13 protein-coding genes are annotated in these 13,117 nt (G+C 43.6%); 8 read left to right on the plus strand and 5 right to left on the minus strand.

Annotated features, from left to right (window positions below):
• Window positions 1–801, plus strand: a complete 801-nt coding sequence (gene eutC, locus PSU72_RS01325) for an ethanolamine ammonia-lyase subunit EutC (RefSeq protein WP_300429901.1) — start codon at window positions 1–3, stop codon at window positions 799–801.
• A gap of 32 nt (window positions 802–833) precedes the next feature.
• Here eutC and PSU72_RS01330 read toward each other — a convergent pair whose 3' ends face one another.
• The 3 genes from PSU72_RS01330 to PSU72_RS01340 all read right to left on the minus strand — a co-directional run bounded on the left by PSU72_RS01330 (window position 834) and on the right by PSU72_RS01340 (window position 3,130).
• On the minus strand, window positions 834–1,967 hold the full coding sequence (locus PSU72_RS01330; RefSeq protein ID WP_300429904.1) for a hypothetical protein: 1,134 nt from the start codon (window positions 1,965–1,967) through the stop codon (window positions 834–836).
• A gap of 112 nt (window positions 1,968–2,079) precedes the next feature.
• Window positions 2,080–2,325, minus strand: a complete 246-nt coding sequence (locus PSU72_RS01335) for a DUF2798 domain-containing protein (protein ID WP_300429906.1) — start codon at window positions 2,323–2,325, stop codon at window positions 2,080–2,082.
• A 70-nt stretch (window positions 2,326–2,395) separates the two neighbouring features.
• On the minus strand, window positions 2,396–3,130 hold the full coding sequence (locus tag PSU72_RS01340) for an SDR family oxidoreductase (RefSeq protein WP_300429909.1): 735 nt from the start codon (window positions 3,128–3,130) through the stop codon (window positions 2,396–2,398).
• A 149-nt stretch (window positions 3,131–3,279) separates the two neighbouring features.
• Between PSU72_RS01340 and PSU72_RS01345 the strand changes: the two genes are divergently transcribed.
• On the plus strand, window positions 3,280–3,927 hold the full coding sequence (locus PSU72_RS01345; protein WP_300429911.1) for a TetR/AcrR family transcriptional regulator: 648 nt from the start codon (window positions 3,280–3,282) through the stop codon (window positions 3,925–3,927).
• Between the two features lie 14 nt (window positions 3,928–3,941).
• Here PSU72_RS01345 and PSU72_RS01350 read toward each other — a convergent pair whose 3' ends face one another.
• Both PSU72_RS01350 and PSU72_RS01355 read right to left on the minus strand, forming a co-directional pair.
• The gene (locus PSU72_RS01350) at window positions 3,942–5,171 is read right to left on the minus strand and encodes an MFS transporter (protein ID WP_300429913.1); all 1,230 of its coding nucleotides are present in this window, start codon (window positions 5,169–5,171) and stop codon (window positions 3,942–3,944) included.
• Window positions 5,172–5,390: 219 nt separating this feature from the next.
• Window positions 5,391–6,011, minus strand: coding sequence for a DNA-3-methyladenine glycosylase (locus PSU72_RS01355; RefSeq protein ID WP_300429914.1), 621 nt, complete (start codon window positions 6,009–6,011; stop codon window positions 5,391–5,393).
• 120 nt (window positions 6,012–6,131) lie between these two features.
• On the opposite strand from PSU72_RS01355, the gene PSU72_RS01360 reads away from it, so the two are divergent.
• The 6 genes from PSU72_RS01360 to PSU72_RS01385 all read left to right on the plus strand — a co-directional run bounded on the left by PSU72_RS01360 (window position 6,132) and on the right by PSU72_RS01385 (window position 13,051).
• On the plus strand, window positions 6,132–7,334 hold the full coding sequence (locus tag PSU72_RS01360; RefSeq protein ID WP_300429916.1) for an NnrS family protein: 1,203 nt from the start codon (window positions 6,132–6,134) through the stop codon (window positions 7,332–7,334).
• 75 nt (window positions 7,335–7,409) lie between these two features.
• On the plus strand, window positions 7,410–8,762 hold the full coding sequence (hflX, locus tag PSU72_RS01365) for a GTPase HflX (RefSeq protein ID WP_300429918.1): 1,353 nt from the start codon (window positions 7,410–7,412) through the stop codon (window positions 8,760–8,762).
• Between the two features lie 234 nt (window positions 8,763–8,996).
• Entirely contained in the window at window positions 8,997–9,572 is a 576-nt protein-coding gene (locus PSU72_RS01370) for an ANTAR domain-containing response regulator (RefSeq protein WP_300429920.1), read from the plus strand.
• Between the two features lie 279 nt (window positions 9,573–9,851).
• Entirely contained in the window at window positions 9,852–11,141 is a 1,290-nt protein-coding gene (locus PSU72_RS01375) for a CmpA/NrtA family ABC transporter substrate-binding protein (RefSeq protein ID WP_300429922.1), read from the plus strand.
• 63 nt (window positions 11,142–11,204) lie between these two features.
• Window positions 11,205–12,167: a nitrate ABC transporter permease gene (gene ntrB, locus PSU72_RS01380; RefSeq protein WP_300429924.1), complete on the plus strand. Its 963-nt coding sequence runs from the start codon at window positions 11,205–11,207 to the stop codon at window positions 12,165–12,167.
• Window positions 12,168–12,214: 47 nt separating this feature from the next.
• A complete protein-coding gene (locus PSU72_RS01385; protein ID WP_300429926.1) occupies window positions 12,215–13,051 on the plus strand; it encodes an ABC transporter ATP-binding protein in 837 nt (278 codons plus the stop codon).
• Window positions 13,052–13,117: the final 66 nt, after the last annotated feature.

Consider the following 13,117-nt stretch of genomic DNA (forward strand, 5'->3'; position numbering starts at 1 on the left):
ATGACGGTTAAACAAGATAACATTACCAATATAGACGCTTTCAACATAGATCCATGGCAGCAGCTTAAAAGCTTCACGCGCGCGCGCATTGCAATTGGGCGAGTGGGTAGCAGTTTGCCAACTAGCGAAGTATTAGATTTTGGTTTGGCGCACGCCATGGCACGTGATGCCGTGCATTTGGCGCTGGATGTCAGTGCGCTAGAAGCCGACATCAAAACGCAGCAGTTCACGACTATTCAAGCAAAAAGTATGGCGCCAGACCGCGCCAGCTATTTGTTACGCCCTGATTGGGGTCGTAGGCTGCATGAGCAAAGCTTGATGCGCCTTCAAAACGTCAGTCAGACTAAACCGATTGATTTTTTGATCGTCATTGGCGATGGCTTATCTTCACTCGCCGTGTCGCGCCATGTCGTGCCGCTGCTTGCAGAAATGCGTAATCATTTGCCGAGCGATTGGCACACAGGCCCTGTCGTGATTGCTAGTCAGGCACGTGTGGCGATAGGTGATGAAATTGGGCAAGCGCTCAATGCCAAAATGGTCGCTATGTTGATTGGTGAGCGTCCAGGTTTGAGTTCACCTGACAGTTTGGGCATTTATCTGACTTATCAACCTAAACTAGGTTTGAGTGATGCAGATAGAAACTGTATTTCTAACGTGCGCCCAGAAGGCTTGCAATATGACGCTGCTGCTAAAAAGCTTATGTGGTTAGCTAAAGAATCCATGCGGCTAAAAGTGTCTGGCGTGGCTTTAAAAGACGAAAGCGATATGCCGGAAATTGCGCAACAAACTTCGCTAGAGTAGCCGCTTACATCACTTTACAGCAACTTTGCATACTATGTTTTGCCTGTAGCGCTTGCAATCATTGCCTTGATTGCCAATTGCCTAGCCTTATCGCTTTCATCAATTTGCTCTGGGTCTTCTGTATAAAGGGTCAGTATTTTTTCTGCAGCTTTATATTTTTTTAACTGTACAAGTTTTTCAGCAAGGTTGAGCACAATATCTTGATCATTAAACCGCTTGATTTGACCATTTAAAGTAATTGCCTGATTAGCCCAGAGATTAAAAAATTCGTTTGATACCGTAGGTTCAGTCGCGAGTGCGTTCAGCACGTCTAAAATCGCTAGTATGTGATATTCAGTGACACTTTTAAGCGGTTTAGATCGTGAAGTTTTAGCAAGCCTGCTTAATGTTTCGGCTTTTGTATCCACAACAAAAGGGATTGTGACATCAATTAACGCCTGCCCGCCCTCAACTGAGGCTTTGAGTAATTGGGCGATCAAATCATCTGCGTACTGCTCATAAAAGCTAGTGCAGGCTGGTGCATTTTCATTTTTTAGAGACTCCCATTCAATGACTTGTTTGATGAGGTCGATTTTCTGTGAAGGTGTGCTGCCCATCGTCTGGTTGAGTGTCGTTGCGACTGATTGCCAATCGCAAATCTCAGGCGTTTTTCCAGGTCTTGCCCATTGAATTTTTGTAATGACTGATAGCTGGTTGTTTAATCCAATTTCTGCGGCACTGCCTTGCTTCCCAAGCCTGCCAGTAAATACCGAGCCATCCTGAAAAAAGTGTATGTAAATTGCCCGAGTTAAACTAGCTTCGCTATTGGCCTGTATTAATCGCGTTTTTGTCGTGTAAGGAAAATTACCAGCTTGCATTTTTGGTACGGCTGAATAATGTGAAATCTTTTGAGAACTATATACAGTGGCTCCATAGCCATCTGCATCTGTCTTGCCATTGACGATAGTGGCTACATTGCCGTCTGCTCTATAGGCGATGAAAAGGTAAGGTTTATTTGCCCAAGGTTTTTGGCTTACAGGATCTAGCACCTTAATGCGCAAGCTATATTTACCAAGTCCAACCGAGCTTTCAGGCGTTACATCAGACAACTCCTCGGCGGCTAGCACAGGTAATATCAGGCATAAATTTAAAATAACGCTGTATAAAATACACCTAAAAGCAGCCATGTTTGCGATACCGTTTGTTTAATGATTATTTCTAATTTGAAACAAGTATAACGCGTGAATTTTGGATTGTCTTTTTAATGGAATGGCGGTATTCCCTATTAGTCATTAAAATTTAGTTTTCTGTTGCCTCAACAAATACATTGAGTAGCTTATTAACCATTGGCGCAATCAGTAAAATAGCAATAAAAACGATAGGCCATGCGGTAATAAACGCACCTAGCCATTGCCTAATATAGTGTTCTTTTGAAGCTGAATGTAAATAGATAATGATGCCAGACACTATGAGCGCCGTATTGCATGACATGACTAATGCAAATAGCATAGTGCGAAAGCGAAGCGGTATTTTTTGATTGAGCACGTTAAAGATCCTATTAAATTGGTCGTCAATACAGGCTAAGAGTTAGACTTAGCCTGCATCAATTAGCTTCTTACCAAGGTAAGTTTTCACCTAGGTGTGAAAAGCTACCATTTGCGCCATCACTAGCGAGGGTCGCTAAAAGCACGCTGGTTTTACCGCCATCGGCTAACTCCATAGGCGCACTGCTGCCGCCAAGTTCAGTTTTTACCCAGCCTGGATGCGCAGAGTTGACTTTGATATTGGTATCACGCAGTTCATGCGCTAGATGCACGGTATAGGCGTTTAGTGCGGTTTTTGAGGCGTTGTAAGCAAACGCTTTTGCTGGATCTATTGGTGAATTTGGCATGCTATGCAAAGTGAGAGATGCCAAGATGCTGGAGAGATTTACAATGCGTCCCGCAGGCGCTTTTTTGATAAGCGGTAACAGTTTTTGCGTAAGTTCAATGACAGCAAATAGATTGGTTTGAAAGGTTTCTTGTAATACCTGAAGGCTAACTGAGCTGCTGTTGCTGCCCATCAATGGTTCTTGCAGTATGCCTGCATTATTCACCAAAATGTCCAGTTTTCCATAGCGTTTATTCAAATGCTCAAAAGCTTCGTCTGCTGATTTAGCTTGGCTTGCATCGTAGTGAATCGCTTCAGCTTGGTAGCCAAGCGCTTGTAGTTCTTTGGCGGCTATTGCGCCTTTTGCCAAGTCACGTACGCCAAGTACTAGTTTAATACCGAGTTCGCCTAAACCTTTGGCAGTTTCAAAACCTATGCCGCGATTAGCGCCAGTGATAAATGCTACTTTGGTTGTTTCCATTTTTTAATCCTTTTAGTTGACATGATTTAATTGCTGAAATATATTTTGTACCGTTTGGTAAATAAATAATAGATCAGTAAAAATTATTTGTCAAATATATTTGTACCTGATGGTACAATATTATTTTTCATGACCGTATGAGTGATGTGATGAATACAGAAGTCCCAACAAAAAACCAAACAAAAGAGGTCAAGCAAACGACTAAACAACGTGGTCGCCCGCCCTCATTTAATCAAGATGAAGCGCTAGAGAAGGCGCTTCATGTATTTTGGTTGCATGGGTATGAAGGTACATCGATGGCTGAGCTGACAGAAGCACTTGGTATGAATAAACCTAGTATTTATGCAGCATTTGGCAACAAAGAGGAGCTATTTAGAAAGGCGCTTGCTAAGTATCTAGAAGGCCCTGCGGCCTTTGTCGCAGAGGCATTAAATCAGCCAACCGCTCACAGGGTCGTAGAAAATTTTTTGTTCGGAGCTGTTGAGTTTTTAACTAATGCCAATACTCCGCGAGGTTGCATGGTGGTGCAAGGCGCGCTGACTTGCGGAGAAGCTTCGGCACAGATACAAAAGGAACTGATGAACCATAGGCAAAGTTATGAGAATGCTTTAAAACAGCGCTTTGACTTAGCCGTCACTCAAGGCGATTTGCCACCACACACCAATAGCGCTGCATTAGCCAAATACTTAGCGACCATGCATCAAGGCTTATCCGTTCAAGCGACAAGTGGCGCTACTCAGGCAGAATTGACCGAGGTGGTGAATTTAGCCATACAAAACTGGTCTGCAAAAAACTAATTTGCTAAAGCTGGCTAATGCAATTGATGCAGTTCTAACTTTCTAAGTTGTGGTGCAGCTTTAGCGGTGACTGCAACGATGCTCAAAGTCATCATGCCGCCAAATATTACGGATGGCACTAAGCCCAATAAGCGCGCTGCTAGGCCAGACTCAAAAGCGCCTAACTCGTTAGATGAGCCAATAAAAATCCCGTTGATGGCCGACACTCGACCACGCATGGCATCTGGTGTAGCCAACTGCAAAATCGTGGTACGCATCACCACTGAAACGCCATCAAAAATACCAGAAAGCACCAGCATTGCGCCCGCCATCCAGATGTAGGTGCTTAAGCCAAAACCAATGATACATAAGCCAAACCCTGCTACCGAAGCCAATAACCAACGACCTGCGTGAAGATTGATGGGGTTACGCGATAACCAGATGCCCGTCATGATAGAGCCGATGGCAGGTGCGGCGCGCAATATGCCCAGCCCTTCAGGCCCGTAGTGATAAATGTCGTGAATGAAGGCAGGCAACATGGCCACTGCGCCACCAAAAAGCACGGCGAACATGTCTAGTGAAAGCGCCCCCCAGACAATTTGATTATTAAATACAAAGCGCAAACCTTCGCCGATGCTGGTGAATACAGACGGACTGTCTGTTGGCGCAGCTGGCTCATCAATTTTAATTGACCACATCGCAATCGCAGCCGCTACACATAAAGCAGTCGCCATTGAGTAAGCAAACGTTTTGCTAGCAAAGCCGACCAGCAAGCCACCTATTGCAGGGCCAGCTATCAAGCCTGCTTGAAAGACTGAGCTGCCAATGGCGGAGGCTCTAGCATATTCTTCACGCGGCAAAATGATGGCAAACAAAGTGCTGTAGCTAGGTGCAATAAATGCACGCTCTATACCAGTCAGCATGATAGAACCATAAATCCAGTAACTGGCTGATGCACTATCACCGATTAATCCCATGGTCAGCATGGTGAGTGTGAGTGCGTTAACACCTAAAGCAACGGCCGCTAAAGTACCAAAAAATCGACGTGAGCAATAGTGATCAACCGCATGCCCTGCAAACAAGGCGCAAGTAAAGTACGGAACTACTTCAGCTAAACCAATCAATCCAAGTGCTAGTGTGTCGTGTGTAATTTCATAAATATGCCAGCCAACCGCCACCGCCATGATTTGGTAAGCCAAAACCATGAGGATGCGGAAAGAGAGTAATTTAAGAAAAGCGTGATGGTGACGAGTGAAAATATGCATGAATAAACTTATAACATTAAAACAACTAAGATTAAAACAACTCACATTAAAACCAAAGTGAGATTAAAAAATGTGCAAAATAACTCTAAATGCTAAAATAGCCAGCAGTGCTGTGAATAAGGCAGTAAGGCTATGCAAATAGTCCGATGAGTCGTCATTGACCTAGTGTGACTCTGCCGATATAGATTAGGCGCACTATTTTAGCGAATGTAAAAAATGCTATTTTGGCACACGCCACAAATACCAGCTAGCAATCGTGCGATATGGGCTCCACGCTTTACCGATTTCTGTGATTTCTTTGCGTGTAGGTGCAGCATCTAGCTTCTTCAGTCGTTTATAACCTTGTACGATGCCAAAGTCATCGGCAGGCAGTACGTCCATACGCACCATAGTGAACATCAGTAGCATTTCAACCGTCCAGCGACCTATGCCTTTAAGTGTCACTAGGCGCTGAATCAAATCTTCATCAGCCATAGCATCAGCGACAGTTCGAGTTGGCACAAGCCCAGAAATGGCGCCTTCTGCAATGCCTAGTATCGTTTCAATTTTACGTGCAGAAAACCCGCAAGCCCTTAAACTATCAAATTCTGTCGCTAGTAATTGTGATGGTGCGGGGAAAGCGTCATCATAAATACTCAATAATCTTTTGATAATGGCATCGCCAGCTTTGGCATGCAATTGCTGATAGGCTACTGCGCGGATTAATGCCTCGTAGGGCTCACGCGTTGGTTTAGGTTCAAATTGACATTCGCCAACAGTTTGAATTAGCTGTGCCCAGTCAGCATCTAAACTCGCTAGAAAGTCGGTGGCTTGCCGAAAGTGGAGAGTATTTGTCAGCATTTATTTATTCTTGCTTTGGGTCAAGAGTATAGATGAGTAATCAAGTTAATATTACCTATGTGATAGTAATTTGATTAAGTGAATCACACAAAACTTTAGGTCGGAGTGACATAAAACATCATGATAATTCAAATAAATAAACCCAATTCAGAGAATGCAAAGAAACTCGCACTATTTAACCTTGGCTTTCGTCCATTCTTTTTAGGGGCGAGCGTTTTTGCCGTTATTTCAATGGCTGCTTGGATGCTTGTTTATTTCTCTTATGTATCCGTGAATGTTGAGAATATCTCTATCAGTCAATGGCATGCGCATGAAATGCTGTATGGCTATGGTATGGCTGTAGTTGCAGGTTTTTTACTCACCGCAGTTAAAAATTGGACAGGGTTACCAACCGTGTTTGGTAAGCCGTTAATGGCATTATTTGCGCTTTGGTGCGCGGCTAGGTTGTTATTTCTGTTTGGTGCTGCACTGTTGCCTTGGGCTGCAAGTGCAGACTTATTGTTTGGCTTGATGTTAATCGTTGCGATTGCAATGCCTATTGTTAAAGCCAAACAATGGAAGCAACTCGCAGTTGTCAGCAAGGTGATTTTATTGTGGGTTGGCAATATCATTTTTTATCTTGGCTGCTTTGGTATGCTCACAAGCGGCATGCAATATGCAATTAATGGTGCAGTATTATTGTTTATCAGCCTGATTCTAATGATAGGTCGACGCGTGATTCCGTTCTTTATAGAACGCGGCACTAAAAGCAGAGTCCAGCTAAAGCAATATAAGTGGTTAGACATCAGCATATTGGTATTTTTTGTCGCTTTATTTATTAACGCGATTTTTATACAAACACCTTATTTAACCGCCCTGTTTGCTTGGGTTTTGTTTGCATTAAACGGTTACCGTTTATTCAATTGGCATGCAGCAGGAATATGGCGCGTGCCTTTGTTATGGAGCTTGTACTTGTCAGCTTGGTTTATTAACGTAGGCTTTTTCTTTTACGGATTACAAGCGCTATACAGTAGCTTATCTATTCTGACTTTACATATTTTCACTATCGGCGGCATAGGTTTAATGGCGCTAAGTATGATGTCGCGTGTGGCTTTAGGCCATACAGGGCGAGATGTTAGAAAGCCTTCTCGTTGGATAGGAGTAGCTTTTGCTGGCTTGGTTGTCAGCGTGCTATTTCGTGCCTTTGTACCGATGCTCGCACCACAGTTTTATATGAGCTGGATGCTAGTGGCAGCAATGTTATGGATATTGAGTTTTACCATTTTTGTGGTGATTTATACGCCAATCTTGCTCAAGCCAAGAACGGATGGCGCATTCGGTTAAGCATTGATAATGCAGGTAATTTAGTGCTTTTAAGGTACTATCTGCCTTCGCTTAATCAATCAACATTATTTACTCATGCAAAAAGAAGTTAAAGAGAAACCTAATTACGCTATTGTGGCTGCAGTTCAAATCCCAAGTGTGACAGATATTGAGTTTGAAGCCTCGTTAAACGAGTTGCGCGAACTCGCAAAAACATTGGGCTTTACTGTAGTTAAAACCTTTGTGCAAAAACGCGCAGGCTTTGATGTGACGGCTTACTTAGGTGCGGGAAAACGTCAGGAAATACGTGATTATGTGAATAATGAATACGAAATAACCGAGGTTGATGAGGTTGTTGCGAACTTAGGTGACGTTGAAATCAACACGCTGTTGGTTGATCACGAAATATCACCGTCACAGGCACGTAATCTTGAGCTGGAAGTGGGTTGCGTGGTGATGGATCGCACCATGGTGATTTTGGAGATTTTTCATCGTAATGCGCGTTCTCGTGCGGCGCGTGCGCAAGTTGAAATTGCTCGCCTTGGCTACATGGCACCACGCATGCGTGAAGCGGCGAAGTTAGCTGGCTCACAAGGTCGACAACGTAGCGGTGAAGGTGGTCGTGGCGCGGGTGAATCGCAAACCGAATTAGATAGACGTAAAATCCGTGACCGCATCGCCGAACTACAACTTGAAATTGTCGCGATGGATGCTGAACGCAAAACGCAACGTGCACGACGTCAAGAACGCCAAGGTATTGCAGGCATTGCTTTAGTCGGCTATACCAATGCCGGCAAATCTACCCTGATGCGCGCGCTAACAGGTAGCGAAGTCTTGGTCGCCAATAAACTGTTTGCAACTTTGGATACCACAGTTCGTTCTCTTTACCCAGACAGCGTGCCGCGCATTCTTGTCAGTGATACCGTGGGTTTTATTAAAAACCTGCCGCATGGTCTAGTTGCTTCGTTTAAATCAACGCTTGATGAAGCCTTAGATGCCTCATTGCTGCTGCACGTAATTGATGCAAGCGACCCTGGTTTTGTGCGCCAGCTTGAAGTGACTAACGAAGTGCTGGAAGAAATTGGTGCCGATGTTGTGCCGCGACTGCGTATTTTCAACAAAATTGACTACGTTGGTGATGCGGCAGCGCAAGCTGAATGTGAAGCTGCACTGCGTGCAAAGTACCCAGATTGCATCGTGATGAGCGCCAAGCGCCCTGATGATGTTGCTAAGTTGCATCAGACTATCGTTGCATTTTTTCAGCAGGATTTGGTTGAGGCCGAACTTTTTCTACCTTGGTCAGCGCAGCAGTGGCGTGGAAAAATCTACGCAAGCTGCCAAGTGCTGGAAGAGCGATCAGATAACGACGGCGCATTTTTAATGGTTCGCGGAGAAGCAGAAGCTATCAATAGGCTGCGCGAGCAAGTTCAAGGTAGCAGCTTAGATTAACTTTTTAGATGGTTAGTTATTTAAATGATTGGCCATCTAAAAATCAATAAAACTGCACTACGCACCAAAATGGTGTCGCTAAACCGCACCGTCTGCGTGCGTAAGCGGATAACTTTTCAGTTTAAAAACTTCAACTTTAGTTAAATAGCATAATTAAATCAGCTAGATAGGCGTTATTAATTACATTGGCACGCTAATTGCTTTTATGTAATCAAGCATTAAAGGTAAGTTGCCATGTTAAAAGTAATGATTGTTGATAACGATTTGGAGCGTACCAAACCACTCAAGCAATCATTGCTAGATACGGGGTACGACGTAATCGCACATCTTAAAGATACGGTTAACCTAGATGATGCCTGTTGCGAGTTGCAGCCAGATATTGTGATTATAGATACTGACTCACCAAGCCGCGATACGTTAGAGAACATTTGCGTGATGACCATGAACGACCCGCGGCCGATTATGATGTTTACGCATGATGGTGATAAAGAACAAATTAAGTTGGCAACGCAAGCGGGTGTGTGTGCTTATGTAGTGGGTAGCATACCAAATGAACGCTTGCAGCCAGTGATAGACGCAGCAATTGCGCGTTTTGAAGAATTTAAGAATTTACGTGTGGCTTTAAATGAAGCGAACACCAAGTTAAGTGAAAGAAAATTAGTCGAACGTGCAAAAGGCTTGATTATGAAGCAGCGTAAGATTGATGAAGATGAGGCGTACAACTTACTGCGCTCCATGGCGATGCAAAAACATATGCGCATCGGTGCATTATCAAAGCAAATTATAGAGGCAGCAGAGTTGCTGCTTTAGTTGGACGGTAATGAAGTAGGTTAACAGCGATATTCAATGGCGAATATGATTGTTAACAAAAGTAACAAATTTAGAGCCAAAGCTGGCTCAAATTAAATGTAATTCAAGGCAAAGGCGTCTTGGTAAGCAATTGATTCTCTGTAGGAGAGTTGATTGCTTACCAGACGCCTTTTTTGGTGGGCAGAAATAGCGCTACAAGTTTTAAGTAACGATTTTTTAAAATGCAGATTTAGATAGTTTTAAGTTTAGATGGTTTGATTAATTCAGGAGATTAAAAAGATGAATACTAACGATACAGCACTTAATCTAGAGGTTAAGCCAACGGTAGATAATAGCCGTCGTGACTTCTTTCGCACGACGATGGCAGGCGCTTTTGGCGCTGCTGCAGTGATGGGTATTGTGCCAAAAGGTATCAGTACCAATGCTTACGCAGCTGGTTCAGATGCGCCAGAAATTACTGAAGTGAAAATTGGTTTTATTCCTCTGACTGACTGCGCACCGATTGTTGTGGCTGCAGAGATGGGCTTTGATAAAAAATACGGCATCAAAATCACGCCATCAAAAGAAGCTTCTTGGGCAGCGATTCGCGATAAAACAGTGAATGGTGAGTTACATGCAGCTCACGTGTTATATGGCTTAGTGTATGGCGTGCAACTGGGTATTGGCGGCCAACAAAAAGACATGGCAGTGTTAATGACGTTGAACCACAACGGTCAAGGCATTACTTTAGCCAATCAGCTAAAAGATAAAGGCGTTAAAGATGGCCATAGCCTAAAGCGCTTGCTCGACAACGAAAACCGCGATTACACATTTGCGCAAACTTTCCCAACGGGTACACATGCAATGTGGCTTAACTACTGGCTTGCGGCAAATGGTATCAACCCAATCAAAGACGTTAAAACTATTGTAGTTCCTCCACCGCAAATGGTTGCCAATATGCGTATCGGCAATATGGATGGTTACTGCGTAGGTGAGCCATGGAATGCTCGCGCAATTTATGACAAAGTGGGTTACACCGTTGCTACCTCTCAAGATATTTGGGTAGATCACCCTGAGAAAGTATTGGGTACTACAGCTGAGTTTGTTGCTAAAAACCCGAATACTTCACGCGCCATGATTATGGCAATTCTAGATGCTTGTCGTTATATCGAAGCAACAGAAAACCGCGCAAAAGTCGCTAAATTAATTTCAGGCAAAGCGTATGTGAATGCGCCTGAAGAAGTGATTGCTGGCCGTTTTGTGGGTGATTACGACAATGGTATCGGTAAAAAATGGAAAGATCCTAACTTCATGAAGTTCTTTGAAGATGGCAAAGTGAACTTCCCATACTTGTCAGACGGTATGTGGTTCTTAACACAGCACAAACGTTGGGGCTTGTTGAAATCTGATCCAGATTACTTAGCGGTTGCTAAGAAAATCAATCAAGTGCAGCTCTACACAGAGGCAGCAACACAATTAGGTATTAGCGTACCAAAAGATGTGATGCGCTCAAGCAAGTTGATGGATGGCGTGGTGTGGGATGGTAAAAATCCAGCGGCCTATGCCGCTTCATTCAAGATAAAAGCATAAAGCTTTTTAAAAGAAACTCAGTTTAAAGAGACACTTAGGTTTAAAGAAACTCAGGAGCCAATTATGAGCGCGACTAGTATAAGTAAAGAAAGCTTAAAAGCCATCATGCAAAGTAAAGAAACTGTTGTAAGCAAAGGAGCTGCTATGGCTGATACAGAGAAAGTAGTGATTGCCGAAGCTGCAAAAACTGAAGTGGCAAAAGTAGTGACCAAAAAGAGTAGTGCGCTATTGAGCAATAAGCCAAGTAAACGCAAAGCACAAATCTATAGTGTTTTGAATGTGATTTTGCCGCCAGTCTTTGGTGTTTTGCTGCTACTCGCAGTTTGGACATTGATCTCTCATCAATCGCCTAATTTGCCAGGCCCGCTCAAAACTTGGTATTCAGCGATTGAGTTATTTAGCGATCCGTTTTATGTCAATGGGCCAAATGACCAAGGTGTGGGTTGGAATATTCTAGCTTCGTTACAGCGTGTGGCTTTAGGTTTTAGCTTGGCAGCGCTAGTGGGCATTCCGCTTGGCTTCATTATTGGTCGCTTTGAGTTTATGTCTCGTATGACCTCGCCTATCATCAGCTTATTGCGTCCTGTTTCACCGTTAGCTTGGTTGCCAATTGGCTTGCTTGTTTTCAAAGCAGCCAATCCAGCGGCGATTTGGGTGATTTTTATCTCAGCGATTTGGCCGATGATTATCAACACCTCCGTAGGCGTTAGTAAAGTGCCGCAAGACTATATGAACGTGGCTAAGGTGCTTAATTTAAGCGAGTGGAAAATTGTGACTAAAATCCTGTTCCCCTTCGTTTTACCTTACATGATGACAGGTGTACGCCTTTCTATCGGCGTGGCATGGTTAGTGATTGTGGCAGCTGAGATGCTAACAGGTGGCGTAGGTATTGGCTTCTGGGTGTGGGATGAATGGAACAACCTGAATGTAGAACACATCATCATCGCAATTTTTGTAGTAGGTATTGTCGGCTTGCTTTTAGAGTTCGCGCTGACACAAATCGCCAAAAAATTCAGTTATGAGTAATTTGTTTGCTAACTAATTAAATTTTAGACATTACTTTAGGAATAATCATGGAAAAAATACTGAACCCAGAAAAAGCAAATGCTGATAGATATGTGCAATTAGAGAATGTTGATATGACATTCTCGACCAAAAAAGGTGACTTTAACGCACTAAAAAATATCAACCTGAGCATTAAAGAAGGTGAGTTCATCTCAATTATTGGTCACTCTGGTTGCGGAAAATCAACGGTGTTAAACCTGATTGCAGGCTTAACAAAGCCAACAGAAGGCTTGTTGTTTTGCGCAGGTCGCGAGATTGCAGGGCCAGGACCAGAGCGTGCGGTAGTTTTTCAAAACCACTCATTGTTACCTTGGCTAACCTGCTATGAGAATGTGTATTTAGCAGTAGATCGCGTATTTGGCGCTAGTGCAGATGCAAGTGAAAGCAAAGCGCAGCTTAAAGCACGCACTGATGCTGTATTAGAGTTGGTAGGTTTAACGCATGCAACAGATAAACGCCCGAATGAGATTTCAGGTGGTATGAAGCAGCGTGTAGGGATTGCCCGTGCTTTGGCGATGGAGCCAAAAGTGTTGTTATTAGATGAGCCATTTGGCGCATTAGACGCTTTAACTCGCGCAAATCTGCAAGATGAGCTCATGAAGATTATGGCTAAAACTGGCTGTACAGCGGTGATGGTGACGCATGATGTGGATGAAGCCATTTTACTGTCTGACCGTGTAGTGATGATGACCAATGGCCCATCAGCGGGCATAGGTGAGATTTTAGAAGTGAATCTACCTCGTCCAAGAGCGCGTTTAGCGCTAGCTGAAGACAAAGACTACAACCATTTACGTAGTGAAGTATTGCGCTTTTTATACGAGCGCCATGCTAAAAAAGCAGCATAACGGTATATAAGCAGTCACCTAATTCTAATAAAAATGCTTAGTAGGTCGGGTTTTAACCCGACACAT

The organism is Methylotenera sp. (assembly GCF_029945535.1).
Classification (GTDB): Bacteria; Pseudomonadota; Gammaproteobacteria; order Burkholderiales; family Methylophilaceae; genus Methylotenera.